The following is a 22,996-nucleotide window of genomic DNA, read 5'->3' as shown; positions in this document are numbered from 1 at the left end:
GCCTTCGGCATCAAGCGATCACGACGCCCGGGACAGGCCCCAGGTCTGCAGGGCGAAGGGACGCCCCTTCTCCTCCCCCTCGACCAGCGGCACGTCGAGCAGGCGGAAACCCGACTTGGTGGCCACGGCGACACTCGCGGCGTTCTCGGCCTCCAGCTCCAGGACCACTTGCCGCACGCCCAGTTGCTCGAAGGCGTACGCGGTCATCACCCGGACCGCCCGTACCGCCAGCCCCTGCCCGCGGTGCGTGGGACCGATGACATAGCCGATCTCGGCGCCCTCCGGGGCGCGGCGCAGCATCACCTCGCCGAGCGGCGCGCCGCCGTCGACGGTGACGGCGAGCAGGATCGCCGTGCCGTCCGCCCGCAGGAGCCGGTCCCGGTCCAGCCGCGTGCGGGCGGCCGCTTCGTCGAAGGGCGAGGCGATCGGCGTCCAGTACGCGACGTCGGGATGGTCGAAGAGATCCGGCATCGCGGCCAGGTCCGCTTCCGTCCAGTCACGCAGGACGAGGCCTTCCCTGGCGAGTTCGATCCGCGGGGGAAAGGGCGACGTCGCGCTGGTCATGGTTCGGATCCTCCCTGGCATGTCGGACGAGGCAGCATAACCGGCGCCGTCCGCCGGCCCAGCGGATTCTCCCTGGGCTCCCGGCCGGTGGTGCCCTCACAACTCGCCGTCACTATGTGCGAAATGTGTGCAGACGAGGAGTACATGAGAACGACTTTATTTCGTAAGGGATTTGATCCGATCACAAGATGGTCACTAAGGTCATGCCTCGAACCTCTGTGCAGCGATCACCCAATCGGGGTGGCGGCGGAGGTCCCGCCGATCCGAAGTGGCGTGCGTACGACGGGGGACGCCGACGCTCGGGGCCGGGGAACCGTGGTTCCCGATGCACGCGGCAGGCGGCTGGAAGAAGAAGGAGCTCGCCCGAGTGGCGTCCCACCGTCGTCCCAAGCAGACCAGTCGCGCACGCATCACCGTGCTCACCGCGACCGCCGCCGCAGCCGTGGCGCTCTCCGCCCAGGCCGCCCAGGCCGCTCCGGCGAAGCAGTCCGTCAAGAGCGTCAAGGCCAAGGTCGACGCTCTGTACGAGCAGACCGAGCAGGCGACCGAGAAGCTCAACGGCGCGACGGAGAAGCAGGACAAGCTGCAGAAGCAGGTCGAGGTCATCCAGGACGAGGTCGCCCGCCAGCAGGGCGAGCTGAACGACCTGCAGGACGACCTCGGTACCCTCGCCAGCGCCCAGTACCGCAGCGGCGGCATCGACCCGACGCTGCAGCTCTTCCTCTCCGCGGACCCGGACAGCTACCTCGACAAGGCGTCCACCCTCGAAGCGCTGAGCACCAAGCAGGCCGAAGCGCTGCGGCAGATCGCGGAGAAGAAGCGCACCCTCGACCAGCAGAAAGCGGAGGCGGCGGGCAAGCTCTCCGAGCTCGACCGGACCCGCAGCGAACTGAGCAGGAAGAAGAAGGAAGTCCAGGGCAAGCTGGCGGAGACGCAGCGGGTGCTGAACTCGCTGACGGCCGCTCAGCGCGCCGCGGTCGCCGCTGCGGACGCCGGCGCCACCGGCGCTGCCGGCAATCAGCACGTCAACCTGGGCAACGACACCCCGGCGTCCGGCCGCGCCGCCGCCGCCCTCGCGGCCGCCCAGACCCGGATCGACATGCCGTACGTCTTCTCCCACACGGGTCCGACGTCCTTCGACTGCTCGGGCCTCACCATGTGGGCGTACGCCCAGGCCGATGTGAAGATCCCCCGGATCTCACAGGACCAGGCCAACGCCGGCACCCGCCTGGCGATGAGTCAGCTCAAGCCCGGCGACCTGGTCATCTTCTACGCCGACCAGCACCACGTCGGCCTCTACGCCGGCAACGGCATGGTCCTGCACGCACCCCACTCCGGGGCGCTCGTCCGCTACGAGTCGATCAACAACATGCCGTTCCAGTTCGGCGTCCGCATCTGACGGACTCCGAAGGCCCCGCGCTCACCGAGCCGGGGTCTTGGCCGTGTCACAGCCCGGGCACCGCCGGGTCACAGGCCGCTTGCGCGGTGTCACCGCGGCGCATGGTGTTCCCGTAGCCATCACCATGGGGGGAACCACGCGCTCACGTACCGCCGCACTCGCGACCGCCGTCGTCTTCGCGGCCGCCCTGCTGCTCACCGCCTGCGGCAGCGACGCCACGTCCGACACCGCCTCGTGCAAGGGCGCCGTGACCGAGATGTTCGACGACATCAAGCACAACTCCACCGACTTCAGCCGCCCCGGGGCCTGCAAGGACCTCGACGAGGCCACCGTCCAGCGCATCGTGGCCGAGGTCGGCCGGGAGCAGATGCAGGCGGCCACCGAGGCTCCCTGATGCGACAAGAAGGCGCCCGTGGCCGGGACAACCGGCCACGGGCGCCTCTGCGTCACGCCAGCGGCGGTGTCGCCGCCTTCGCCTGCTCCAGTGGCGCGTGGCGGCGCGGAGTACCCAGGGGAACGGGAAGTCCGTGGACGGCTATCGGAACGCTCCCCGCCGGCCGGGAGGCGTCCCTTTCGGCCTCGTAGGCAGGCGTGACCTGCCAGCCGCCGTCCGTGGAGACGAGTGAGACCGATGACAGCGGCCGTACGTCGAGGTGCCAGAAAGTCCTCGCCGGCGCGGAGAGCGCGTGCACGAGCAGGGCGCGGACGACGGAGGGTTCGACGACGGCCAGGGTGGGCCGGGTACCACGCGGCAGTTTGATGAGCCAGTCCGCGGCCCGGTCGCAGAGCTGCCGTACGGACTCACCGCCGTGCGGTGCGGCATCCGGATCGGTCAGCCACAGGGACAGGCCGTACGGGTCCATGGCCGCGATCTCCCCGCGTGTGTGCCCCTTCCAGCGCCCGTAGTCCAGGTCCCGCAGCGCGGGCTCGACCGTCGGTTCGAGGCCGAAAGCCCCGGCGGTCCGTGCGCAGCGGGCCGAGGGAGCCCGGATGGTCAGCGGATGGGCGACGAATGCCGGCAGGGCCATGCTGCCTGGCAGCCGCTTTCCCACGGGCTCGTCGCCGAAGACCGCTTCACGTCCGCTGGTCTCAGTGGCCGCGCACAGAAAGGTGAGGTGGATCGCCATACGGTGGCCTCCTTCCTTTCCCGGTCGGGTGCCGGGGCGTGCTGTGAGGCTCCGGCAACCGTTCTCCCACACGGTCCGTGGGCTGTCTGCCGCCACTCGGGTGACGAGGCGACGTACGAGCACCGCAGGCGCCGACCGCTGGTGCTGCGGTTCGTGCATTGCGTGGACAGGTTTTCCCTGGTTACAGCATCGCGCCAGGCGTCCCCGGGATCCATCCACCGATCGGCGGCCGTTACCTCCACCGACCGGCGGGACGGCATCCGCCATCCGGCCGGTACGGCGGCGGGCGGAAGGCGCGCGGCCCCGAACGGGGTAGGCATCGGATCATGGCCCCATGCCGTACGGCGCGCACGATTCCGCCGGCCCCGGCCGCCCGGGGACGCGTGACGGGTGCCCGGCGCGTCCGCCGCGCCGGTACGTGCCACGGTGTGTGCGGGCGGGTCGCCGAATGAGGTTCCGCTGCCCCCAGCCCCTGCTGCTGGACGTGCTGCTCGTCTTCTTCGCGCTGCTCGACGTCCGCGTCAACGTCCATTTCAACGATTCCGCCAGCCTCGCCTGGGGCCTGACAGCCGCGCTCTCGCTGATGCTGCGGCGCCACCGCCCGCTGATCACCTTCCTGCTGACCCTGCCCGCCGTGCTCGTCTCGTCCGCGGTCTTCGCGTCGCTGGCCGCCCTGTACACGCTCGCCACCTTCACACGGCGCCGAACGCTGCTGGCGTTCTGCGGCGTGGCCTTCACGCTCTGCGACGTGCCACCGTGGCCGTCCCCGAGATTCGACCTCACGGAGACGGCGACGTTCATCACCCTCGGCTACACCGCGACGACGGCAGCCGCCCCCCTCTTCCTCGGACAGCTCGTGCAGGCCCGCCGCGACCTGTCCCTGCGGCTCCGCGAGATCTCCGAGGCACGCGACCACGAGCGCCTGCTCACCGACCAGACGGTGCTGGCCACGGAGCGTGCCCAGCTGGCGAGGGAGATGCACGACGTCGTCTCCCATCAGGTCAGCCTCATCGCCGTGCAGGCCGGTGCTCTGCAGGTCGGCGCTCCGGACGCGGCCGTCAAGGAGACCGCGGGGACGATCAGACGGCTGAGCGTGCAGACCCTGGACGAGTTGCGGCACATGGTGGACGTCCTGCGAGCGGCCGGCAGCCGTCCGACCGAGCTGACTCCGCAGCCGTCGGTGTCCGACCTCGAGCGGCTGGTCGGCGGCAGCGGCATCGAGGCCGACCTCGACATGGACCTGCCGGAGGGGCTTCCGGCGCCCGTGCAGCGCGCCGTCTACCGCACGGTCCAGGAGGCGCTGACCAATGTGCGCAAGCACGCGCCCGGTGCCAGGGCCTCCGTGCGGATCCGGCGCGAGGACGGCGTCGTCCGGGCCACGGTCACCAACGGTCAGCCCACCCGCCGGCCCCTTCCGCTGCCGAGTGCGCGGTACGGCCTGGTGGGTCTGCGGGAGCGCGCCGCCCTCCTGAACGGCACGTTCAGCTCGGGCCCCACGGCCGAGGGGGGCTACGAGGTCCGCCTGGAGCTGCCGGTCGAGGGGCCGACCTGACGGCACCCGTACGGCGTATGTGCGGTGACCGCGCCGTGCCGATGGTCCGGCAGTGCACGCACGGCGCCGACGAGCCCGAGCCGCACGCCCTACCGCGGCCCCCCGGGACGTCCCCTGAGCAGCGCGCAGCCGCCCGCACCGGAATCCGCCGCCGAGGCGCGCCCTTTACTGCTGCGGGTCCTCGACGAGTGGTGCGCACGCGGGCTCCTGCGATCGGACCAGCGCAGGGGGGACCGGTGACGGAACGCGACCGCGCGGCCCGTCAGGCCGGAAGCGAGGACCGCTGTTCCAGGATGGCCAGCGCCCGTTCGGCCCAGCTGATGTTCTCCTTCTCGAAGGCGCGGCCCCGCATCAGCGTCAGATACGGGCCGACCCGTTCGCTCTCGGCGAGGAACCGCTCCTCGGTGCGTCCGGCGAGCAGGCGTGCGCGGTCCAGGTCGTAGCGGGCCAGCTTGGCCCGCGCCGATTCCAGATGTTCCGCGATCGCGGCGCGGACGGCCGCCGCGTCTCCCCCGTCCACCGCCTGCACCTTGACCAGCAGCTCATCACGGATGGCGGTCGGCCGGGGAGGTTCCGCGGTGAAGTCGTGCAACGCCTGCTGCCCGGCCCCGGTCAGTGAGTACAGGCGCTTGTTGGGCCTGCGCTCCTGCTGGACGACCCGCGCCTCGATCAGCCCCTGGGACTCCATCCGCTCCAGCTCCTTGTACAGCTGCTGGGGCGTGGCCATCCAGAAGTTGGCCACCGACGCGTCGAACCTCTTGGACAGGTCGTAGCCGGACGCTTCCCCCTCCAGGAGGGCCGCCAGAACCGCGTTGCGCAATGCCATACCCGGATATTACGCCTTCTTGAATAGACAAGAAGGCCACTAGCAAAGCATTTGGCCTGAGCGGGATGGCGAGGAAACGTCAGCAGATCACCCGTCATGGGCCCGTTGCGGGCCCCTTCTTCCCCCGCAGCCGTGGACGCAGATTCTTGCGCAAAAAAGTTACTTTCTCACGAGGATGAGCGTGGATATTGCGCGGGTGTATCCGCGACATTACGGTGCCCCTTGCGTTGGCGCTCCACCCCCCTGGCACAGAACAGACATTCTGTGCCGAAAGGAGCATGTGATGTTTCGTATACCCCCCCTCCTCCGAGGCCGGAGACGGCCGTCCCTGAGGCGAGCCGTCGCCGTCGTGGCCGGCACGACCCTGCTGACCACCGGCGGCGCGCTCGCACTGGGCGCCGCTCCGGCCTTCGCCGCCGCCGCCACCGGCGGCAGCGGCGCGAACCTGCCCTACGTCGAGGTGCAGGCGGAGAACTCCACCACCAACGGCACCGTGATCGGGCCGAGTTGGACCTACGGCGAGCTCGCTGGCGAGGCGTCGTACCGCAAGGCGGTGACCCTCCAGGGCAGTGGCAAGTTCGTCACCTTCACCACCCCCGTGGCGACCAACTCGATCGACTTCCGGTACAGCATCCCGGACACCGCCGGCGGTTCGGCCTACACCGCCCCGCTGTCCTTCGCCATCAACGGTGCCGCACAGCCCGACTTCACGCTCACCAACGCCTACAGCTGGTACTACGGCAGCTACCCGTTCACCAACACCCCCGGCAGCAACCGGCACCACTTCTACGACGAGGCCCACCGGCTGCTGCCGCAGACGTATCCGGCGGGCACCACCTTCACCCTCCAGGTGGGCGCCGGCGGCACCACCACCACCCTCGACTTCGCCGACTTCGAGCAGGTCGGCGCGCCCCTTTCACAGCCCGCCGGCTCGGTGTCGGTCACCGGCAAGGGCGCCGACCCCACCGGCGGCAGCGACGCCACGGCGGCCTTCAACGCGGCGATCAGCGCGGCCGGGGCCGGCGGCACGGTGTGGATACCGTCGGGCACGTTCAAGATCCCCGGCCACATCACGGTCAACAACGTCACCGTGGCCGGTGCGGGCATGTGGTACTCGACGGTGACGGGGGCGGCGCCCGGCTTCTACGGCCTCGGCGAGCCCGACAGCTGTGGGGTCGGCGGCAACCGCGGGGTCAGCAGCGGTGTCCATCTGTCCGATTTCGCGATCTTCGGCCAAGTCGGCACCCGCAACGACTGCGACCAGGTCAACGGCATCGGCGGCGCGATGAGCAACTCCTCCGCGTCGAACATCTGGATCGACCACATGAAGGTCGGCGCCTGGATGGACGGCCCGATGGACAAGCTGACCCTCAGCGGGATGCGGATCCGGAACACCACCGCCGACGGCGTCAACTTCCACGGCGGCGTGACCAATTCGACCGTCACCAACAGCGACATCCGCAATACCGGTGACGACGGTCTGGCCACCTGGGCGGACTCCGCTCTCGGCGCCGACGTCAACGACACCTTCTCCAACAACACCGTGCAGTTGCAGATCCTCGCCAACGGCATCGCGATCTACGGCGGTCACGACAACACGGTGAGCGGCAACCTGGTGGTGGACTCCGGCCTGGCGCAGGGCGGCGGCATCCACGTCGGCCAGCGCTTCACCTCCACGCCGGTCGGCACCACCAACATCACCAACAACACGATGATCCGGGACGGCAGCCTCGATCCGAACTGGCAGTTCGGCGTCGGCGCGCTGTGGTTCGACGGCAGCCAGGGCGCGATCACGGGTCCGATCAACGTGACCAACGCGCTCATCCAGCAGAGCCCCTACGAGGCCGTCCAGTGGGTCGAGGGCACGGTCAGCGGCGTCCACCTCAGCAATGTGACGATCGCCGGCACGGGCACGTTCGCGCTCCAGGAACAGACCGGCGGCGCGGCCACGTTCACCAACGTCACGGCGACCGGCGTCGGCGCCTCCTCGCCGGTCTACAGCTGCGAGGGCCCCAACTTCACCGTCACCGACGGCGGCGGCAACTCCGGGATCTCCGGGACACCCTTCTGCGGCGGCTTCCCGGCCCCGGTCTTCCCGCCCTACCCGGTCACCGGTGTCACGGCCTCCCCGGGGGCACTCAACTTCGGTTCCGCCGCCACCGGTTCGACCAGCCCCGCACAGACCGTCACGGTGACCAACCCGACCGGCACCGTCGCCGCCGTGTCCGCGCTGGCCACCTCGGGCGACTTCGCGCAGACCAACAATTGCGGTACGTCGGTGCCGGCGAACGGCTCCTGCACCGTCAGCGTCACCTTCAGGCCGACCGCGACCGGGGAGCGCACCGGCACCCTGGCCGTCACCGCGGGCGGCAACACCAGTACCGTCTCCCTGACCGGCACCGGCATCGCCCCGGGCCCGGTGCTCAACACCAACCCGGCGAATCTCTCCTTCGCCAGTACGGTCGTCGGCTCGACGGCTGCCCCGCAGACGGTGACCGTCACCAACGCCGGGACGAGCGCGGCCACCGTCTCGTCCGTGGCGGCGACCGGTGACTTCAGCGAGACCGACAACTGCGGCTCCCTGCCGGTCGGTTCCTCGTGCGTGGTGACCGTGGCCTTCAAACCCACCGCGGGCGGCACCCGTAGCGGCACCCTGACGGTGACCAGCAACGCCAACAACAGCCCGACCAAGGTCGCCCTCGGCGGCACCGGCATCGACGGCGGCACGAACATCGCCGCCGGGCGGCCCGCGTCGGCGAGTTCCACCAACGGCGCCTTCGCCGCGGGCAATGTCACCGACACGGACGCCTCCACCTACTGGGAGAGCGCCAACGGCTCGTTCCCGCAGTGGGTGCAGGTCGACCTCGGCCAGAACTACAGCGTCGGCAAGGCCACCCTGAGGCTCCCGCCGTCCACCGCGTGGGCGGCCCGTACCGAGACCCTCTCCGTGCAGGGCTCCACCAACGGCACCAGCTTCGACACCCTCGCGGCCTCCGCCGCGCAGACCTTCGACCCGAACGCCAACAACAACACGGTGACCATCACCTTCCCGGCGGCCACGGCCCGCTACGTGCGGATCAATGTGACCGCCAACACCGGCTGGAGCGCGGCGCAGTTGTCCGACCTCCAGGTCTTCCCTGGCGGCGGCACCGGCAACCCGTCGGCGACCCTGTCGGTCAGCCCCGCCTCGCTCACCTTCGCCGCCCAGACACCGGGCACCACCAGCGCCGCGCGGAACGTCACGGTGACCAACACCGGTACGGCCGCCGCGTCGATCTCCTCGGTCACCGCCTCGGGCGACTTCGCGCAGAGCAACACCTGCGGCACGTCCCTCGCGGCGGGCGCCGGCTGCACGGTCGCCGTGACCTTCACCCCGACCGCGTCCGGCACCCGCACCGGCACCCTGACCATCAACAGCAACGCCACCGGCAACCCGGTCGCCGTCGCCCTCTCCGGCACCGGCAGCGGCACGTCGGCGACCAACCTGGCGGCCGGCCGGCCGACCAGCGAGTCCAGCCACGCCGACGTCTATCCGTCGTCCAACCTGACCGACGGCAACCAGGCCACCTACTGGGAGAGCGCCAACAACGCCTTCCCGCAGTGGGCACAGGTCGACCTCGGCTCCGGGCAGAGCGTGAGCAAGGTCGTCCTGAAACTCCCGACCGGCTGGGGCGCCCGCAACGAGACGCTGTCACTCACCGGCAGCACCGACGGCTCCGCCTTCAGCACGCTCAAGTCGTCCGCGTCCTACAGCTTCACCCCGGGCGCGGACAACACCGTCACGATCACCTTCACCGCGTCCACCCAGCGCTACGTCCGGGTGACGGTCACCGCCAACGACGGCTGGCCCGCGGGCCAGCTCTCGGAGTTCCAGGTGTGGAACGTCTGACCTGACACGGACCACCGGACACCGTTGCCGCCGGGTGCGCCTGCACCCGGCGGCACCGTACGTCCTGGGCGCCGTCCGCAGCGCCGTGAAGGACGCGGTGAAGCCTCGCGGGCGGCGGACGCGGACAAGAGGGCGGACGACGCGAAGCCCGCGGCAAGCGCCGCCGAGCGGGCGGTCGAGTCGACCGGGGCGTCCCCGCGTCCCGTCAGGCGCGGCGACGGCGTCGCGCCGCACGCGGACGCCAGGCTCTTCTCCACCCGGCTGACCGCCGCCGGTTCCGCGGGCGGCACCGGCGCCGACACGTATACCGTGGCGGCCGGCAGGACCCTGCGCCTCACGGACCTCGTCCTGGAGAACCCTCAGGGCGACTCGGGTGCCGCCACCCTCACGGTCGGCGGCAAGAACCTCTTCGCCCCGGCCCTGGAGGACTTCCGCGAGCAGGGCGGCGCCCACTGGACCCGGCGATCCTGGTGCCCGAGAAGCAGCAGGCCACCGTCATGGTCGCCTGCCACAAGGCCGGCACCCCGCCCGACACCGCCCCGGCTCCGACAGCCTGCAGCGCCGCGGCGCTGATCAGCGGAACGCCGGAGCAGCGCCGGGCGCGCCGCGCCCCGGCCGTTTCGCCGCCGCCGGTCCCGCCCGGTCCCCCCCCGTCCCGCAAGGCCGGGTGGGCCTCCCGGCCCCACCGGGTTACCCCTTCGGCCCATGCCCGAGCGCCGCCGTCGCCCCACAGTGGAGGAGTGAAAGCGCACGGACAGGCAGGTGATCGTCATGGCTGACGGTATGCGTGAGTGCCTGCGGGAACACACCGTGGCCGGGGCCGATGTGGTGTCCCTGCACGGCGAGATCGACCTGATCAGCGCCCCCTTGGTGGCCGCACGCCTGGACGCGCTGACTGCCGCGCCCTGCCCTGACCTCGTGGTCGATCTGCGCGAGGTGGGCTTCATCGACTGCTCCGGGCTGCGCGTGCTGTGCCGGACCCTGCGCCGCGTGCGGCAACGCGGCGGAACGCTGCGCCTGGTCGTCGTCGACGGCCCGGTGCCGGGGGCGCTGCGACTGGCCGGCCTGGAGCACGCCTTCGACGTGCGCCACGGCCTGACGGAGGGAGTCACACGACATGAAGGCATGGGTCTTCCAGGGACCGGGACAGGCGGCTTGGCAGGATGTGCCTGATCCGCGGCTCATGGACGCGGCGGACGCGATCGTCCGCGTCGACACGGCCGGCGTCTGCGGCACCGACCTGCACATCATGCGCGGCGACGTGCCGGGTGTCGCTCCCGGGACGGTGCTGGGGCACGAGGCCGTCGGCGAGGTCGTCGAGACGGGCTCCGCGGTGCGCACCGTACGCCCCGGCGACCGGGTCCTGGTCTCCTGCGTGAGCGGCTGCGGCCAATGCCGCTACTGCCGCGAGCAGGCGTACGGGCAGTGCCGCGGGGGCGGCGGCTGGGTGCTGGGGCATCGGATCGACGGCACGCAGGCCGAGTACGTACGCGTCCCGTTCGCGGACGTCGGTCTGCACGCCCTGTCGCACGTGGTGAGCAGCGAGGTCGCCGTACTGCTGGCGGACATCTTCCCCACCGGCTACGAGGTGGGCGTCCTCAACGGAGGCGTACGCCCCGGGGACACGGTCGTCGTGGTCGGCAGCGGCCCGGTGGGGCTGGCCGCCATCGCCACCGCGCATCTGTTCTCCCCCCACGCCGTCATCGCCGTCGACCTCGTCCCGGCCCGGCTGGACGCGGCCAAGCACCTGGGCGCCGACGCGGTGGTCCGCGCCGACGAGGGGCCCGAGCAACTGGTCGACGACCTCACCGACGGACTCGGCGCCGACGTGGTGATCGAGGCGGTCGGCAGTCCCGAGAGCTTCGGGCTGTGCACGCGCATGGTGCGGCCCGGCGGCCACGTGGCGAACATCGGCGTGCACGGGCGGCCGGTCACCTTCCACCTGGAAGCCCTGTGGAGCCGGAACCTGACGGTGACCACCGGCCTGGTCGACACGTACTCCACGCCGACGCTGCTGCGGATGATGGAGGCGGGCCGGCTGCCCGCCGCGTCCCTGGTCACGCACGCCTTCGAGTTGCAGGACGCTGCGGCGGCCTACGACGTCTTCTCCTCGGCGACCGACACCGGGGCCCTGAAGGTCGTGCTGGGCGGACCGCACCACGACGTCGTCGCGATCCCCGCCTGACCCCGGGCCCGGGCAGGATCCGCCCGCCGTTCCTTCCGACCGACGAGGGAGACCGCCGTGACCATCACCACGAGGGGCCTGCTCGGCGCGCTGCCGCCGGAGGCACGGGACCGCCTGACGGAACTCGGCCGCGATGTCTCGTTCCCGGCGGGGACCCGGATCTTCGAGGAGGGCCGCCGGGCCGACCGTTTCTGGGTGATCCGCTCCGGATCGGTCGCGCTCGACCTGCACGTGCCCGGCCGCCGGGCGGCCCAGGTGGAGACGCTGGGCCCCGGCGACCTGCTCGGCTGCTCCTGGCTGTTCGCGCCCTACACCTGGCATCTGGGGGCGCAGACCCGCAACCCGGTCACCGCCGAGGAGTACGACGCGGCTGCCGTACGGGCTCTGTGCGAGGCGGATCCGGCACTTGGGTACGCGGTCGCCCGCCGGGTGGCGGAGATCGTCACGCACCGTCTCCAGGGCACCCGTACCCGACTGCTCGACCTCTACGGGCCCCAGGGCAGCGGTGACCGACGGTGACCCGTTCGGCGCTATGCCGACCGGGGCGCATCGGCGACGATCGAGGGGACGGCCGGGCACACGAGGCGGCAGCCGGGAGCGCGTATGACCGAGGTGCGGGAGTTCTCACCGCAGGCGCCGATCAAGGTCTTCCTGGTCGACGACCACGAGGTCGTCCGGCGCGGGCTGCACGACATGATCGACGCGGAGACCGACATGGAGGTGGTCGGCGAGGCCGGCTCGGTCGACCACGCGGTCGCCCGCGGCCCGGCGCTGCGCCCCCATGTGGCCATCCTGGACGTGCGGCTCCCCGACGGCGACGGCATCACGGTCTGCCGCGAACTGCGCTCGGTCATGCCCGGCCTCGCCTGCCTGATGCTGACCTCGTTCGACGACGACGACGCGCTGCTGGACGCCATCATGGCCGGTGCCGCCGGCTACGTCCTGAAGCAGATCAAGGGGTCCGACCTGCTGGCCGCGGTGCGCACGGTGGCCTCCGGCCAGTCGATGCTGGACCCGGCGACGACGGCCAGGCTGATGGAGAGCCTTCGGGCCCACGAGGAACCGCCGCCGGCCGCGCAGGACAACGCGCTGGCCGCGCTCTCCCCACGGGAACTGGAGATCCTGGACCTGGTCGGTGAGGGCCTGACCAATCGCGAGATCGCGCAGCGGCTCTTCCTGTCCGAGAAGACCGTGAAGAACCACATCTCACGGCTACTCGGCAAGCTCGGCGTCGAACGTCGCATCCAGGCCGCCGTCCTCGCCACACAGCACCACCCCGAGGGCTCGCCCCCCGAACCGCGCCACTGACCGCCGGACCCGCGAGGGGTCCGGTCGGGCACGCCCAATGGGGCCGAACGGACCCCCGCAGAGCCCGGCGGCCCCTCCCCCGGCGCCGTACAGGAGCGCAGCATGGGTGAAGGCGCCTGGCCGGGAGGTGCAGCACGATGACGACCGACACACTCGACGGCACGACCCTGGAGAAGCTGATCTCCGCCGCGGTCGCGGCGCCCTCTTGCCAGGCACGGCGGCCCTGGCGGTACCGCCTCGACCCGGACACGGCCACCCTGCACGTGCGCGCCATCGGCGAGGAGGGCGTGCCGGCCGCACCCGGCGACCACGCCGGGCGGGCGCTGCACGTCTCCATCGGTGCGGCACTGTTCAACCTGCGGGTCGCCGTCACCCACTTCGGCTGGGAGCCGAAGGTCCGCCTGCTGCCCTCCCCCGAGGACCCCGGCCTGTACGCCAGCGTGCGGCTGACCGCCCCGGCGCGCGCCCCCCAGCCGTGCCGCGCCGATCTGTACGGCGCCCTGTGGCGCCGTCGCGACGGCGTGACCTCGTACCCGGTGCACCGTCCGCCGGGAGCGGTCGTGCTGGGGCTGGTCGACGCCGCCCACACCGAGGGCGCCGCGCTGAGCCTGCCGCACGCCGCGGAGACCCGGCGGCTGCTGCAGCTGACGGAGGACGCCGGCCGGCGCGGCGCGCCGGACGGGCCGGTGGTCCGGTTGCCGCCGGATCCGGCGGACGGATCTCCGCGCGCGCTCGGGCCGGCGCCCGGCGACGACCGGTTCCCGCTCGTCGCCGTCCTGACCACGCCCCTCGACGGCCCCGCCGACTGGCTGCGCGCGGGGCAGGCGCTGGAACACGTGCTGCTCGTGGCCACGGCGCAGCGGGTGCGCGTCTCGCTGCTGCACCAGGCACTGGACTACCCCGACCTGCGCCGGGCCCTGCGCAGCCCGGAGTCGGGCCCGGGGCACGTGCAGATGCTGGTGCGGCTGGGCTACGGGCCGCTGCGGCCGGGGACCGCGGCGCGCGCTCCGGGTCACACCGTGACCGCGGTGAACTGACGCCCGCGGCGGTGGCGCGGGGCGGGGAGGGCCCGGGTCAGCCCAGGGCCAGCGGGACCCGCCAGACCAGGCGGGTGCCTCCCTGCGCGGGAACGTCCAGGACCAGCGAGCCGCCGAACTTCTCCGCCCGCTCCGCGAGGTTGACCAGACCGCTGCGGCAGGCGCCCTCGCGGATGCCCACGCCGTCGTCGGCCACCGTCAGTGTCAGCGCGCCGTCGCCGACGACCAGGCACACCTCCGCGGAGCGTGCTTTGGCGTGCCGGGCCACGTTCGACAGCGCCTCCCCCAGCACGGCGACGACGTTCTCGGCGACCGGGACCGGCACATCGGTGTCGATCAGGCCCTCCATGCGGAGCGCCGGGGTGAACCCGAGCGCGGGCACCGCCCGCTCCACCGCACCCGCGACCCGCACCCGCAGGCCCTTGCGGCCCGGACCGGCATCGTGCGTGCGCAGGCCGAAGATCGTCGACCGGATGATCTTGATCGTCTCGTCCAGGTCGTCCACCGCGCGCAGCAACCGCTCGCTGGCCTGCGGGTGGTCGACGAAGCGCACCGCGCTCTGGAGCGTCATCCCCGTCGCGAACAGCCGCTGGATGGCCAGGTCGTGCAGGTCGCGGGCGATACGGTCGCGGTCCTCCAGCCGGGCCAACTGCTCGGCGGAGCGGCGCCGCTCCGCCAGTTCCATGGCGAGCGCGGCGGAACCCGCGAAGTCCGTCAGCGGAGCCGTCTCGATCTCGGTGAAGTCCGGCTCGCCCTTGGCCCGGGCCAGCAGCAGCGCGCCGCGCACGCCCTCGCTGGTGCTCATCGGTACGGCGACGGCCGGTCCCAGCCCGGCGAAGCGGGGCGGCCCGGTCGTGATCCGCGGGTCCTGGCCGACCTCGGAGCTGATGATCGGTTCCCCCGCCGCCATCGCGGCACCGACGAAGGAACCCCGGCGCGGCAGCACCAGACCGGAGTGCGCGGCCGCGTCGATGCCCGTGGCGATGGCCATCCGGACGTCGCCGGTCCCCTCGACCGGTAGGGCCATCACGCCCAGGTCCGCGGCCAGGATGCGCCGGCCGTGCTCGACGATCAGCTCCAGCACCCGGGATTCCTCGGCGCCGGACAGCAGGCTGGCGGTGATCTCGGCGTTCGCCTCCAGCCAGCGCTGCCGGGACCGGGCCTCCTCGTACAGCCGGGCGTTGTCGATGGCGACACCGGCCGCGACCGCCAGGGTCGACAGCACGGCCTCGTCCTCGCCGTCGAACTCCTTGCCCCCGCGTTTCTCGGTCAGGTAGAGGTTGCCGAACACCTCCTCGCGGACCCGGATGGGAACGCCGAGGAAGGAGTGCATCGGCGGGTGGTTCGCCGGGAAGCCGTACGAGACGGGGGGCTCGGAGATCTCCTCCAGCCGCAGCGGCTCCGGATGGCGGATGAGTTCGCCCAGGATGCCGTGACCGGACGGCAGCGGGCCGATCTTCTCGATGTCCGCGTCCGCGACACCCACCGGGAGGAACTGCGACAGGCGGTCGTCGCTCCCGATGACGCCGAGTGCGCCGTACTCCGCGTCCACGAGCACCACCGCTGCCTCCACGATCCGGCGCAGCGCCTGCGACAGATCGAGCTCGCGTCCCACCGACAGCACGGCCTGCAGCAGACTGTGCACGCGGTCCCGCGTCCCGCGCACGGCATCGATCCGGATCTGCAACTCATCCAGCAGATCGTCCAGCTGCATCCGCGGCAGGCGCTCCTGACCCTTGTCGGGCTCCATCCCCATGGATTCCTCCATCAGGCACGGGGGCTCCCCACAGCCATTGTCCTCACCTTGGCGTCAGGCGGCGCGGCGTCCGCCCCTGGCCCCGGGCGGGGCGGTACGGGCAGACTCACCCCATGAATGATCACCGTGCGATCGGCTGGGACGAGGCCGCGTGGCTCAACCCGCCGTCGGAGGCCCGATCAGACGCCCAGGGACTGCTGGTCACCACGCGTGACCGCAGCGACTTCTGGCGCACCACGAGCTACGGCTTCGTCCGCGACGACGGACACGCGCTGCTGGCCCCCTTCGCCGGCCCCGGCGCGGTCGAGGTCGGCTTCGTCGCGGACTTCGACACGCTGTACGACCAGGCCGGCCTCATGATCCGCGTCGACGCGGAGACCTGGATCAAGGCCGGCGTGGAGATGTCGGACGGCGTGCCGCACCTGGGCGCCGTGGTCACCCACGGACGGTCGGACTGGTCCCTGGCCCCGGTACCCGAGTGGAAGGACCGCGAGGTCACCGTGCGGGCCAGCCGGGTCGGCGACGCCGTGACGATCAGGGCGCGCTGCGACGAGGAGCCGTGGCGCATGGTGCGGCTCGCACCGCTCGCGCCCGGGGCCGAGGCTTCGGCGGGCCCCTTCTGCTGTTCGCCCGAGAGGGCCGGACTGCGCGTGCGGTTCACCCGGTTCGCGCAGGGGCCCGCGGACGCCTCGCTGCACGGCGCCGTGGAGGGTTGAGCACGGTGGGCGGCTGGGGCGCGGGAACTTCGACGAGGACACCGCGGCGGACCATCTGGGCCTGCTCACCGGCCGCTTGACCGCGGAGGTCGCCCGGGCCATGCGGGGCGACGCCTCAGACCTGGAACCGGACGAGTACAGGGGTGTGGCGGTGCCCTGCAACCTCGAAGTGCTGCACCTGCTCGCCACGCAGGGCTGGGCGGGGGTGACGCTTCCCGTGGCGGCGGAGGTCCGGGCGTGGAAGGCACGGTACCTCGCCGTGCCGGACGCCACGATCGACGGGCTGGAGCCGCGTACGGACCACCGCGCACGGCGGCGCGAGGTACTGGTGCGCACCTTCGACGGGCTCGCGGAGGTGGCGGAGCGCCGGGCAGCACTGGGCATGTGTCGGAACGTCAGCGACGGGCCTCGTCGTACTCCGGTTCCTCGTCGTCCTCGTACTCGTCCTCGGCGCCCTCGGCGTCCTCCTCGCCCTCGTCCTCGTCGCCGCCCTCGTCCTCGGCTTCGGCGTCCTCGGCTTCGGCGTCCTCGTCGTACTCCTCGTCGTCCTCCGGGTACTCGGCGTCGGCGTCCTCGTCGGCGTCCTCGTCGTACTCGTCGGACTCCGCCTCCTCGTCCTCCAGCGCCTCCTCGTGCGTGCGCACGACCTCGCCGTCGCGGATCTCGCCGCGCCAGCCCTCGGGTTCCTCGTCGGTGAGGGTGACGTACCGCTGGAAGTGCTTGAAGTCCAGCCGGAGACGGCGGCCTTGGGCCCGCCAGATGTTGCCGGTCTTCTCGAAGAAGCCGGAGGGGTAGTACTCGACGACGAGCACGATGCGGGTCAGCGTGGGCGTGACCTCGTGGAAGCTGACGCATCCGCGCGTGGTGCCCTTGGCGCCCTCGGAGCTCCAGATGATGCGCTCGTCGGGGATCTGCTCCTGGACGGTGGCCTTCCAGCCACGCGTGGACGGGCCCACCTTGACCTTCCAGTCACTGCTGGCGTCCTCGCCCTTGGAGACACTCCGGACGCCCTTGGTGAAGGTGCTGAACTTCTCGTACTGGGTCCAGTGGTCGTAGGCGAAGCGGAGCGGCACGCCGACGTCGAGGGACTCGATGATGTTCATCACCTTCGTCGTCCCCGACTTGCGCCCCTTGCCCATGCCCATCGCCTGCTTGGCCTTGTCGAGCATGCCTCCGCCGATGCTCTTGGCCTTCTCGCCCAAGAAGGCCTTCAACGGCGACTCGCCCTGGAGGATGCGCAGCCCCGCCTTCGGCAGGGCACCGTTGTTCTCGACCACGTCGCGCAACTGGCCGGTGAGGCCCGCGACTTTGTCGCCCGCCTTCTCCGCCAGGTTCTCCACCTGGGCGCCCAGGAAATGGACCATCTCGTCACGCAACTGGTCCAGGCCCGAGGCCTGTCCGTTCGGGCTGTGCTGTGCCGTCCTGGCCATGGCCTACCTCCGCCGTGTGGACGACGCCTTCTTGGCCGACGCCTTCTTCGCCGCCACCTTCTTGGCGCCGCCGCGACTCGGTGCGGTCTTCTTCGTGGCGGCCTTCTTGGCTGCCGGCTTCTTCGCCGCCTGCTTGCGCGGGGGCGGCGCGGCCTTCTTGGCGCTGGACTTCCTCGCTGGTTGCGCCTTCTTCGCCGCGGGCTTCTCGGCCGGTGCGTCCTTCGCCGCCGGTCGCTTCGCGGGACGGCGGTGGCGGGCACGCCCGGGCGCGCGCTTGGCCGCAGGCCGCTTGGCGGGCTCCTCCTCGTCCTCCGGCTCCTCCTCGTCCTCGGGCTCTTCTTCCTCGTCCTCCGGTTCCTGGTCCTCGGCTTCCTCCTCGTCCTCGGCTTCCTCCTCGTCCTCCGGTGGTTCCTGGTCCTCGGCTTCCTCCTCGCCCTCCGGCTCCTCCTCGTCGCCCTCGTCGCCCTCGGGCTCGTACTCGTCCTCCGCTTCCTCGTCCTCGTCGCGCCCGCTCTTGCCGGCCTTCCCGCCTATGCGCGAGGTGCGGTCGTGCAGCGACTCCGCCAGACCGGCCAGACGGCGGTCCGCGGCCGCGGACAGCGCCTGGCGGCCGGCGTCCATCAGTTCACCGCGCAGTTGGTCGTTCAGGTCCTCGAACTGCGGCAGTTCCTTGAGTCTGCGAACACCCTCGGTGAGCAGCTGTTGCGGTTCGAGACCGAAGCGGCGGCCCGCGAGATACGTCGCCAGACCGAAGGCGAGCCGGCCCTTCTTGGTCCGGCCGAGCACATAGCCACCGGCCATCCCTGCGGCGAGGGCCATCTTGGTCGAATCCTTCATCAGTCGTTCCCTTCCGATCGGCGATCGTGTCGCCACGCACGACTGTAGGTATATATGCTGAAATAGTACGTTTGCTTGCCGGGGTGGCGCCGCTCGAAAGCACGGCGGCGGCAACGACCGAAGGGGACGACATGACCCGACGGCCCCGCAAGCCCTCCGCCGCGTGGGCCATGCGCTCGGCGGCCGACCAGCTCACCGAACTCCTCGGGCGCCAGCCCGAGTCGGTGTCCGCGGTGAAACCGACCGAGGACGGCTGGGAGGCCGACGTGGAGGTCCTGGAACTGGAACGTGTTCCGCCGACCACCAGCGTCATGGCGACCTATCACGTGAGTCTTGACGAGGAGGGCGGGCTCGTCTCGTACGAGCGGACACGGCGTTACACCCGTGGGCAGATCGACCGACGCGTCTGAGGGGGCGCTGAAGGGAGGAGGCACCATGACCGTGGTGCCACAGGGCGCCGGCGGTGGGTCGGGCGGCGGCTCGGGCAGTCTGTACGACGTCCTGGAGCTGATCCTCGACCGCGGCCTCGTCATCGACGTCTTCGTCCGGGTGTCGATCGTCGGCATCGAGATCCTCAAGATCGACGCCCGCATCGTCGTCGCCAGCGTGGACACGTATCTGCGCTTCGCGGAGGCCTGCAACCGCCTCGACCTGGAGTCCGGCCGCAAGCAGCCCACCCAGCTCCCCGACCTCGTGGGCGAGATCACCGAGGGCGGCGCGAAGGGCAAGTCCAAAGGCGCGCTGACCGGCGCCGTCGAAGCCGTCACCGACACCTTGAAGGGCGGCGACGACGAGGAGGAAGAGGGCCAGGAGGAGGCCGAGTACGAGGAGGAGCCCCGAGCGAGGCGGCGCCGCCCGGCCAAGCGGAGCGCCCGGCGGGAGAGGGAATGACATGTCCGTCTACGTCTACTCCATCATCTCGAAGGCGCACCCGGCGGACCTCGACGGCCTCCACGGCGTCGGCAAGCCCCCCGGCGCCCTGCGCACCGTGACCGCCGGCTCACTGAGCGCCGTCGTCAGCGACGCGCCCGAGGACCTGCGGCCGCGGCGGCGCGACGTCATGGCCCACCAGGAGGTCCAGGAGCGGCTGATGGCCGAAGGCCCTGTGCTGCCGCTGCGGTTCGGCCTCACCGCCCCGGACGACGACACCGTGCGCGCCACGCTGGACGAACGCGCCGACGACTACCTCAGCCGGCTGCGGGCTCTCGAGGGATGCGCCGAGTACCACCTGAAGGTCTCCTGGGAGGAGGACGCGCTGCTGCGCCGCATCCTCGTCGAGTCGGAGGAGGCGGCCCGGCTCAACAAGCAGATCCGGGACGGCTCCGGCACCCCCGAGATGCCGCTCGCCCTCGGCGAACTGATCGGCCGCGAGGTCGAGGCGCGCCAGCGCGCGCTCGGCGCGGGCATCGTCGAGGCACTGCGCCCGTTCGCCAGGGAGGACGACTCCACGCCGCCCACCGGGCAGGACTTCCTCAGCGTGTCCTTCCTGGTGGAGGAAGGCCAGGAGGAGATGTTCCTCGCCACCCAGCTCAGCCTCGCCAATCAGCTCGGCGACGAGTGCGACTTCCGCCTACGCGGACCGCTGCCGCCGTACAGCTTCGTATGAGAATCCGTATGAGAGGGGAGTGCCGTGGGACTCGTCACCGGACTCCTCACCTTGCCCTTGGCGCCCGTGCGCGGCGTGATCTGGGTCGTGGAACGCGTCAAGGACGAGGCCGAGGAGAAGTACTACGACCCCGGGCCGGTGGAACAGGAACTCGCCGCGCTGGAGAGGGAGCTGCTCGCCGGACGGATCGACGAGGAGACCTTCGAGGAGCGCGAGGACAAACTGCTCGACCGCCTCGAGGAGATCACCGAACACCGCCGGAGCACCGGCAGCTGAGCGGGAATCAGAGGTGACCGCGTGACGGACCCCGCCGACAAACTCAGCTCGTACCCCACCCGGGGACAGTCGCCCTACTCCCCCTACGGCCAGGGCGGCGGCTCCTCTGCGAACCTCGCCGACATCCTGGAACGCGTCCTCGACAAAGGCATCGTCATTGCGGGGGACATCAAGATCAACCTACTGGACATCGAACTGCTCACCATCAAGCTCCGGTTGATCGTCGCCTCGGTAGACAAGGCCAAGGAGATGGGGATCGACTGGTGGGAGCACGATCCTTCGCTGTCCTCCCGTGCGGGCGGGGATCGTGCGCTCGCGGACGAGAACAAGCGCCTTCGCGCGGAGATCGAGGCGCTTCGGGAGGAGCGGGAACTTCCCGCCGCGCCCGCGGCACACGCACGGAAGCCCGCCCCTCGCCCGCGCCGGGCGGCCGCGCGGCCGCCGGCCGCCCGCCGCAGGAGAGAGCCGGACGATGAGTGACGCAGGGCCCGACCGTGTGACCTATGCGTACGCCGTCCTTCACGGGGGCGGCGCCGCGCCACCGGTCGGTCTGCCGGCGGACCTGACCGGGGTGGCCGGTGCCCCGGTGCGCCTGGTGTCCGGGCCGCCCGGCGCCGGACTGGCCGCGGCGGTCAGCGCGGTGCCCGCAGCCGACTTCCAGGAGGCCGCGCTGCGGCGGCACTTGGAGGACCTGGGGTGGCTGGAGGTCGTCGCCCGCGCCCACCACACCGTGATCGAGGAGCTGTCCGCGAAGGCGACCGTGCTCCCCCTGCGGCTGGCCACGGTGTACCTCGACGACGCCCGCGTCCGGGACATGCTGGGGAACGGGCGCGCGATGTTCACGGCGTGCCTGGACCGGCTCGACGGGCACCTGGAGTGGGGCGTCAAGATCTACGTCGAGGACGCCCCGCGCGAGGCACCCGCCGCCCCTTCCGCGCAGGACCTGAGCCCCGGACGCGCCTATCTGCGGGCCCGCGGGGTGCAGCGGCACTCGCGCGAGGACGCCCACCACGACGCCCGCGGGGCTGCGGAGCGCGTGGCGGCGATCGGTCGCGAACTCGCCGTCGATCACGCGCGGCACCGCGTCCAGCAGGGCGAACTCGCCGGTGACGCCGGGGAGAACGTCGTCAACGACGCCTATCTGGTCGCCCGCGAACATGCGGAGACCTTCCGCGTCCGCGTCCAGGACGCCGCCGCCGGGCTGTCGGGGGTGCGGGTCGAGGTGACCGGGCCCTGGGCCCCGTACTCCTTCGCCGCCGTTCCCGAGGGCGCGCCGTCATGAGCGTTCCCGCGCGGGGCGGCGACCCGCTGCCGCAGCGGCAGGTGGCGCTGATCGACCTGCTGGACCGCCTGCTGAGCGGGGGCGTCGTGCTCACCGGGGACGTGGTGCTGTCCATCGCCGACATCGACCTGGTGCGGGTCTCGCTGCGCGCGCTGGTCGTCTCCATCAGCGCCCAGAACCCGTCCCCGTGGGACACCGCAGCGCCGCCGCCTTCCGCGGAGCGGCCGTGAGCGCCGGGCCCTCCGACCGGCTCGGCGAGGTCGCCGACGCGGCGGCCCGGGCCTTCCGTCTGCTGCCCGCGCTGCCGGAGGACACTCCCCCGCCGCCCGCGCCGGGCACGCCGCCGCGCCCCGCCCGGCGGGTGCGCGCCGACCCCGACACCGTCGAACGGGACCTGGTACGTCTCGTGCTCACCCTCGTCGAGCTGCTGCGCCAGCTCATGGAGCGCCAGGCGCTGCGCCGGGTCGACGCGGGCGACCTCACCGAGGACGAGGAGGAGCGCCTCGGCGCCACGTTGATGATCCTCCACGACCGCATGACCGGTCTGTGCGCCGAGTACGGCCTGACCATGCGCGACCTGAACCTGGACCTCGGTCCGCTCGGCACGCTGCTGCCGCCGGACGCCGAGGAGTGATCAGCCGGAGCGCCGCGCCAGGTCCGCCAGCAACGCGACCGCCTCGTCCAGCCGCTCGTAGGGCACGAAGAGGTGGTCGTGGTGGAAGCCCGCGACGACGTTGCAGCTCATGCCCGCGTCGGCGAGCTCCCGGGCGACGGCCGCCGTCAGGCCGACGGCCGCCAGGGCGGAGTGCACGCGCAGGGTGATCCGGCCCGCCACGTAGTCGTGGCCCAGGCCCGCCGCGTCCGCCTGCTCCTGCGGCAGTACGAGGGTCGTGCCCTCCTCCTCGGCGACGGTGACGACCGGCGCCAGGCCGTCCGGCACGGCGCTGCCGACGGGGAGGGTGGTGAAGACATACCGTTCCCGGCCGGCCTCGGGGCGCATGCCGCTCAGCAGTGTCCGCAGATCCGTCTCTCCGCTCATGATCACACCTTATGCCGGACGGGTGATCGCACCGGCCGGTCCGCGTGCCGCGCCCCCGGACCCGGGCGCCGCGCGGGTTTGGATGAGGGGGGCCGCCGCCCGGCGGCCGGACGAACGCCGTGGAGGGCCGCTGTGCGCAGAAGCCGGGTCGCTGGGACTGTCGTGTC

The 22,996-nt window shown here is 71.8% G+C and carries 25 protein-coding genes; 18 read left to right on the top strand and 7 right to left on the bottom strand.

Annotated features, from left to right (window positions below; all coding sequences use genetic code 11):
- Window positions 1–18: 18 nt before the first annotated feature.
- Window positions 19–564, bottom strand: a complete 546-nt coding sequence (locus tag RV983_RS31440; protein ID WP_475989087.1) for a GNAT family N-acetyltransferase — start codon at window positions 562–564, stop codon at window positions 19–21.
- Window positions 565–889: 325 nt separating this feature from the next.
- On the opposite strand from RV983_RS31440, the gene RV983_RS31435 reads away from it, so the two are divergent.
- The gene (locus RV983_RS31435; RefSeq protein WP_475989086.1) at window positions 890–1,963 is read left to right on the top strand and encodes a C40 family peptidase; all 1,074 of its coding nucleotides are present in this window, start codon (window positions 890–892) and stop codon (window positions 1,961–1,963) included.
- Window positions 1,964–2,087: 124 nt separating this feature from the next.
- Window positions 2,088–2,357 (top strand): hypothetical protein, encoded by a 270-nt coding sequence (locus RV983_RS31430; RefSeq protein WP_475989085.1) that lies wholly within the window; start codon window positions 2,088–2,090, stop codon window positions 2,355–2,357.
- A 52-nt stretch (window positions 2,358–2,409) separates the two neighbouring features.
- On the opposite strand, the gene RV983_RS31425 is transcribed toward RV983_RS31430, so the two are convergent.
- Window positions 2,410–3,090, bottom strand: a complete 681-nt coding sequence (locus tag RV983_RS31425) for a histidine phosphatase family protein (protein ID WP_475989084.1) — start codon at window positions 3,088–3,090, stop codon at window positions 2,410–2,412.
- A gap of 448 nt (window positions 3,091–3,538) precedes the next feature.
- Here RV983_RS31425 and RV983_RS31420 point away from each other — a divergent pair, with 448 nt between their 5' ends.
- Window positions 3,539–4,642: a sensor histidine kinase gene (locus RV983_RS31420; RefSeq protein ID WP_475989083.1), complete on the top strand. Its 1,104-nt coding sequence runs from the start codon at window positions 3,539–3,541 to the stop codon at window positions 4,640–4,642.
- 262 nt (window positions 4,643–4,904) lie between these two features.
- On the opposite strand, the gene RV983_RS31415 is transcribed toward RV983_RS31420, so the two are convergent.
- Window positions 4,905–5,468 (bottom strand): PadR family transcriptional regulator, encoded by a 564-nt coding sequence (locus tag RV983_RS31415; RefSeq protein WP_475989082.1) that lies wholly within the window; start codon window positions 5,466–5,468, stop codon window positions 4,905–4,907.
- Window positions 5,469–5,817: 349 nt separating this feature from the next.
- On the opposite strand from RV983_RS31415, the gene RV983_RS31410 reads away from it, so the two are divergent.
- The 6 genes from RV983_RS31410 (at window position 5,818) to RV983_RS31385 (ending at window position 13,887) form a co-directional block, all read left to right on the top strand.
- Complete coding sequence (locus RV983_RS31410; protein WP_475989081.1) at window positions 5,818–9,357, top strand: choice-of-anchor D domain-containing protein; 3,540 nt, start codon at window positions 5,818–5,820, stop codon at window positions 9,355–9,357.
- Window positions 9,358–10,128: 771 nt separating this feature from the next.
- A complete protein-coding gene (locus RV983_RS31405; RefSeq protein ID WP_475989080.1) occupies window positions 10,129–10,530 on the top strand; it encodes an STAS domain-containing protein in 402 nt (133 codons plus the stop codon).
- Window positions 10,475–11,542, top strand: coding sequence for an alcohol dehydrogenase catalytic domain-containing protein (locus RV983_RS31400; RefSeq protein WP_475989079.1), 1,068 nt, complete (start codon window positions 10,475–10,477; stop codon window positions 11,540–11,542). Before RV983_RS31405 ends, RV983_RS31400 begins: the two co-directional genes overlap by 56 nt.
- Before the next feature lie 57 nt (window positions 11,543–11,599).
- Complete coding sequence (locus tag RV983_RS31395) at window positions 11,600–12,061, top strand: Crp/Fnr family transcriptional regulator (protein WP_475989078.1); 462 nt, start codon at window positions 11,600–11,602, stop codon at window positions 12,059–12,061.
- 84 nt (window positions 12,062–12,145) lie between these two features.
- Window positions 12,146–12,850 (top strand): response regulator, encoded by a 705-nt coding sequence (locus RV983_RS31390; RefSeq protein ID WP_475989077.1) that lies wholly within the window; start codon window positions 12,146–12,148, stop codon window positions 12,848–12,850.
- Window positions 12,851–12,987: 137 nt separating this feature from the next.
- Complete coding sequence (locus RV983_RS31385) at window positions 12,988–13,887, top strand: hypothetical protein (RefSeq protein WP_475989076.1); 900 nt, start codon at window positions 12,988–12,990, stop codon at window positions 13,885–13,887.
- Between the two features lie 37 nt (window positions 13,888–13,924).
- Here the strand turns inward: RV983_RS31385 and RV983_RS31380 are convergent, their stop codons facing one another.
- Entirely contained in the window at window positions 13,925–15,637 is a 1,713-nt protein-coding gene (locus RV983_RS31380; RefSeq protein WP_475990519.1) for a sensor histidine kinase, read from the bottom strand.
- A gap of 119 nt (window positions 15,638–15,756) precedes the next feature.
- Here RV983_RS31380 and RV983_RS31375 point away from each other — a divergent pair, with 119 nt between their 5' ends.
- Window positions 15,757–16,359 (top strand): DUF1349 domain-containing protein, encoded by a 603-nt coding sequence (locus tag RV983_RS31375; protein ID WP_475989075.1) that lies wholly within the window; start codon window positions 15,757–15,759, stop codon window positions 16,357–16,359.
- A 395-nt stretch (window positions 16,360–16,754) separates the two neighbouring features.
- Here RV983_RS31375 and RV983_RS31370 read toward each other — a convergent pair whose 3' ends face one another.
- Both RV983_RS31370 and RV983_RS31365 read right to left on the bottom strand, forming a co-directional pair.
- Entirely contained in the window at window positions 16,755–17,789 is a 1,035-nt protein-coding gene (locus RV983_RS31370) for an SRPBCC family protein (protein ID WP_475989074.1), read from the bottom strand.
- A gap of 3 nt (window positions 17,790–17,792) precedes the next feature.
- The gene (locus RV983_RS31365; protein ID WP_475989073.1) at window positions 17,793–18,626 is read right to left on the bottom strand and encodes a histone protein; all 834 of its coding nucleotides are present in this window, start codon (window positions 18,624–18,626) and stop codon (window positions 17,793–17,795) included.
- A 131-nt stretch (window positions 18,627–18,757) separates the two neighbouring features.
- Between RV983_RS31365 and RV983_RS31360 the strand changes: the two genes are divergently transcribed.
- The 8 genes from RV983_RS31360 to RV983_RS31325 are packed head-to-tail and all read left to right on the top strand — an operon-like array spanning window position 18,758 to window position 22,424.
- Window positions 18,758–19,036 (top strand): gas vesicle protein GvpO, encoded by a 279-nt coding sequence (locus RV983_RS31360; protein WP_475989072.1) that lies wholly within the window; start codon window positions 18,758–18,760, stop codon window positions 19,034–19,036.
- A gap of 25 nt (window positions 19,037–19,061) precedes the next feature.
- The gene (locus RV983_RS31355; RefSeq protein WP_475989071.1) at window positions 19,062–19,517 is read left to right on the top strand and encodes a gas vesicle structural protein GvpA; all 456 of its coding nucleotides are present in this window, start codon (window positions 19,062–19,064) and stop codon (window positions 19,515–19,517) included.
- A gap of 1 nt (window position 19,518) precedes the next feature.
- Window positions 19,519–20,232: a GvpL/GvpF family gas vesicle protein gene (locus RV983_RS31350; RefSeq protein ID WP_475989070.1), complete on the top strand. Its 714-nt coding sequence runs from the start codon at window positions 19,519–19,521 to the stop codon at window positions 20,230–20,232.
- A gap of 24 nt (window positions 20,233–20,256) precedes the next feature.
- Window positions 20,257–20,508: a gas vesicle protein GvpG gene (locus RV983_RS31345; RefSeq protein ID WP_475989069.1), complete on the top strand. Its 252-nt coding sequence runs from the start codon at window positions 20,257–20,259 to the stop codon at window positions 20,506–20,508.
- A 21-nt stretch (window positions 20,509–20,529) separates the two neighbouring features.
- Window positions 20,530–20,988, top strand: a complete 459-nt coding sequence (locus tag RV983_RS31340) for a gas vesicle protein (RefSeq protein ID WP_475989068.1) — start codon at window positions 20,530–20,532, stop codon at window positions 20,986–20,988.
- Window positions 20,981–21,790: a GvpL/GvpF family gas vesicle protein gene (locus tag RV983_RS31335; protein ID WP_475989067.1), complete on the top strand. Its 810-nt coding sequence runs from the start codon at window positions 20,981–20,983 to the stop codon at window positions 21,788–21,790. The genes RV983_RS31340 and RV983_RS31335 overlap by 8 nt, the downstream gene beginning before the upstream one ends.
- Window positions 21,787–22,020, top strand: a complete 234-nt coding sequence (locus RV983_RS31330; RefSeq protein WP_475989066.1) for a gas vesicle protein — start codon at window positions 21,787–21,789, stop codon at window positions 22,018–22,020. Before RV983_RS31335 ends, RV983_RS31330 begins: the two co-directional genes overlap by 4 nt.
- A complete protein-coding gene (locus RV983_RS31325) occupies window positions 22,017–22,424 on the top strand; it encodes a gas vesicle protein K (protein ID WP_475989065.1) in 408 nt (135 codons plus the stop codon). The genes RV983_RS31330 and RV983_RS31325 overlap by 4 nt, the downstream gene beginning before the upstream one ends.
- Here the strand turns inward: RV983_RS31325 and RV983_RS31320 are convergent, their stop codons facing one another.
- Entirely contained in the window at window positions 22,425–22,829 is a 405-nt protein-coding gene (locus RV983_RS31320) for an ACT domain-containing protein (protein ID WP_475989064.1), read from the bottom strand.
- Window positions 22,830–22,996 lie beyond the last annotated feature (167 nt).

The organism is Streptomyces sp. RLA123, from assembly GCF_056270165.1.
The sequence above is the reverse complement of the archived record's forward strand: the minus strand, read 5'-3'. Positions and strand labels throughout refer to the sequence as shown.